General features: G+C 74.6%; 2 protein-coding genes and 2 pseudogenes. 3 read left to right on the top strand and 1 reads right to left on the bottom strand.

Annotated elements, in window-relative coordinates:
- Positions 1-196 (top strand): annotated as a pseudogene (locus B7767_RS24770) (aminoglycoside phosphotransferase family protein); the annotation flags it as partial.
- Between the two features lie 60 nt (positions 197-256).
- On the opposite strand, the gene treZ reads toward B7767_RS24770, so the two are convergent.
- The gene (treZ, locus tag B7767_RS24765; protein ID WP_085574139.1) at positions 257-2,002 is read right to left on the bottom strand and encodes a malto-oligosyltrehalose trehalohydrolase; all 1,746 of its coding nucleotides are present in this window, start codon (positions 2,000-2,002) and stop codon (positions 257-259) included.
- A gap of 175 nt (positions 2,003-2,177) precedes the next feature.
- Here treZ and B7767_RS24760 point away from each other — a divergent pair, with 175 nt between their 5' ends.
- Both B7767_RS24760 and B7767_RS48310 read left to right on the top strand, forming a co-directional pair.
- On the top strand, positions 2,178-2,729 hold the full coding sequence (locus tag B7767_RS24760) for a DUF1707 and FHA domain-containing protein (RefSeq protein ID WP_085574138.1): 552 nt from the start codon (positions 2,178-2,180) through the stop codon (positions 2,727-2,729).
- A 127-nt stretch (positions 2,730-2,856) separates the two neighbouring features.
- Positions 2,857-3,000, top strand: a pseudogene (locus B7767_RS48310) (dehydrogenase); the annotation flags it as partial.

The following is a 3,000-nucleotide window of genomic DNA, read 5'->3' as shown; positions in this document are numbered from 1 at the left end:
CCTCGCCGGCTACGGCGCCCGCCCCTGCCTGCGCGGCCTGTGGCTGGCCCGCTGCGACTCCGTCCGCCACCTCGCCGAGGCCCTCACCGGCCGCACCGCCCCGCCGCCCGCGCTCCGCACCCGTCTGCGGCACGCCTGGGAGCCGATCATGCTGGAAAGGGTGACGGACCTCGGCCGCGCGGACGACACGCCCTGACGCCCGTCCGGCACGGTCCGCCGGACGGGCGTCCCGGCGTCAGGGCACGCCGGGCGGTTCTCAGCCCTGGAGCAGGACGACGGCCGATGGGCCCGGCAGCCGCAGCACCCCGTCCGGGCCCGGGGTCTCCACCGGCTCCCAGGCCGCGAGGACGCGCGCGTCGGGGACGCCCAGGGGGATCGCCGCGGGCTCGGTGCCGAGGTTCACCGCGACCCGGACGTCCCCCCGCCGGAAGGCCAGCCAGCGGTGCTCCTCGTCGTAGGCCACCTTGGTGTCGCCGAGGTCCGGGTCGGTGAGGTCCGGCTGCTCGTGGCGCAGGGCGAGAAGGAGCCGGTACCAGGACAGCACGCGCGCGTGGGGCTCGCGTTCCGGCTCCGACCAGTCCAGGCAGGAGCGGTCGCGGGTGGCGGGGTCCTGCGGGTCCGGCACGTCCTGCTCGGCCCAGCCGTGCGCCGCGAACTCCCGCCGTCTGCCCGCGCTCACCGCCCTGGCGAGCTCCGGGTCGGTGTGGTCGGTGAAGAACTGCCAGGGCGTGCCCGCCGCCCACTCCTCGCCCATGAACAGCATGGGCGTGAAGGGAGCGGTCAGCGTGAGGGCCGCCGCGCAGGCCAGCAGGCCGGGGGAGAGGAGTGCGGACAGCCGGTCCCCCTGGGCGCGGTTGCCGACCTGGTCGTGGGTCTGGCCGTAGCCGAGGAGCCGGTGCCCGGCCACCCGGTTGCGGTCCAGGGGGCGGCCGTGGCGCCGGCCCCGGAAGGTGGAGTACGTGCCGTCGTGGAAGAAGCCACCGGTGAGCGTCTTGGCGAGGGCCGCGAACGGGGCACGCGCGAAGTCGGCGTAGTAGCCCTGCGCCTCACCGGTCAGCGCGGTGTGCAGGGCGTGGTGGAAGTCGTCGTTCCACTGTGCGTGCAGCCCGAGGCCGCCCTCCGCGCGGGGCCTGATGATCCTGGGGTCGTTCAGATCCGACTCGGCGATCAGGAACAGGGGCCGGCCGGTGTCGGCGGCGAGGGCGTCCACGGCCCCGGACAGCTCCTCCAGGAAGTGGCACGCGCGCGTGTCCACCAGCGCGTGCACCGCGTCCAGGCGCAGCCCGTCGATCCGGTAGTCCCGCAGCCAGGCCAGCGCGCTGTCCACGAGGAACGCGCGCACCTCGTCGGAGCCGGGCGCGTCCAGGTTGACCGCCGCGCCCCACGGGGTGTGATGGGTGTCCGTGAAGTACGGCCCGAACCGCGGCAGGTGGTTCCCGGACGGTCCCAGGTGGTTGTGCACGACGTCCAGCACGACGCCCAGGCCGAGGGCGTGGGCCCGGTCGACGAACCGTTTCAGCCCCTCGGGCCCGCCGTACGGCTCGTGCACCGCCCACAGCGAGACCCCCTCGTACCCCCATCCGTGCCGGCCCGGGAACGGGCACACCGGCATCAGCTCCACATGCGTCACGCCCAGCTCCGCGAGGTGGCCGAGCCGCTCGGCGGCGGCGTCGAAGGTGCCCTCGCGCGTGTACGTGCCCACGTGCAGTTCGTACAGCACCGCGCCGGGCAGCGGGCGCCCCGCCCACTCCGTGCGCCAGTCGAACCGGTCGTGGTCGACGACGGCGCTCAGGCCGTCGGGACCGTCCGGCTGCCGGCGCGAGCGCGGATCGGGCAGGACGGGGCCGTCGTCCGGCGCGAAGCCGTACCGGGAGCCGTCGTGCGCCTCGGCCTCCCCCCGCCACCACCCCTCCCGTTCCGGATCGCGCTCCAACGCGTGCGTGACGCCGTCGCACTCGAGCGTCATTCGGCCGGCCTGTGGTGCCCACACCTCGAACTGCACGGACGGTTCCCCTTCGTCTGCTCACTGTGAGGTAGTCCGTCCATCGTGCGCCATGGGAGATCAATTCGCCGGGGGATCCGCCCTTTTGCGGCGGGTGTCGCCGGGCACGCCCGCGCGCGCGGCCGTTTCCCCGCTTTCTGGACAGCCCGGCCGTCACTGACCGACAATCAACGGCGTGACGTCGTCCTTCGAGTTCCACACGTACCCCGCGCGGCTCTCCGACGCGGAGCGCGACAAGGCGCTGAGCGTGCTGCGGGACGGCGTCGCCATGGGCCGCCTGTCCCACGACACGTTCGTCCGGCGCATGGAACTCGCGCTGGTGGCGCGCCGTTCCGACGAACTCGCCGCGCTCATCGCCGACCTCCCGCGGGAAAGCCGCTTCTCCCGCCTGGTGTTCGGCGGCGTGGAGGCGGTCTCCGGATTCACCGTGCGGCTGCGCCGGGCCTGGCAGGCCGAGAAGCTCCCCAAGCTGCTGCTGCCGCACCCGGCGAGCGGCCACCCCCTGCGCATAGGCCGCGATCCCGGCAACGGACTGCGGCTCAGTCACGAGACGGTCTCCCGCGTGCACGCCGAACTCCGCCACCAGGGCGGCCTCTGGGTGCTGCGGGACCTCGGCTCCACCAACGGCACCACGGTGAACGGGCGTCGGGTGGTCGGCGCGGCGGTCGTCCGCGACGGCGACCAGATCGGCTTCGGACAGATCGCCTACCGGCTCGCGGCGCACTGACCCCCGGCGGGCCCCGGCGAAGTCCCCACGATCGCCGCGGTGTTGACGTACCCCCGAAGTCGTGACTGACTGTGCGTACGCCATGCACTCCCGGTGAAACGACGGCGCCGCTTCGTGGAGGTGTGCCCTGCCGCCCCTCCCGCACTACCCGACCGTCGACGAACTGGGCGCGCGGGCCGCCGCCCTCGTCGCCCGGCACCCCCGCGACGCCCGGCTGCGCCGGGTCGGCGCCTCCCGCGCGGGCATCCCCCTGTGGCTGCTCGGCGTCGGC

Origin of the sequence: Streptomyces sp. 13-12-16 (assembly GCF_002114215.1) — a bacterium.
In the GTDB taxonomy this organism is placed as follows: Bacteria; Actinomycetota; Actinomycetes; order Streptomycetales; family Streptomycetaceae; genus Streptomyces.
Note: the sequence above shows the minus strand (reverse complement) of the source record. Positions and strands in the feature narration are given on the sequence as shown.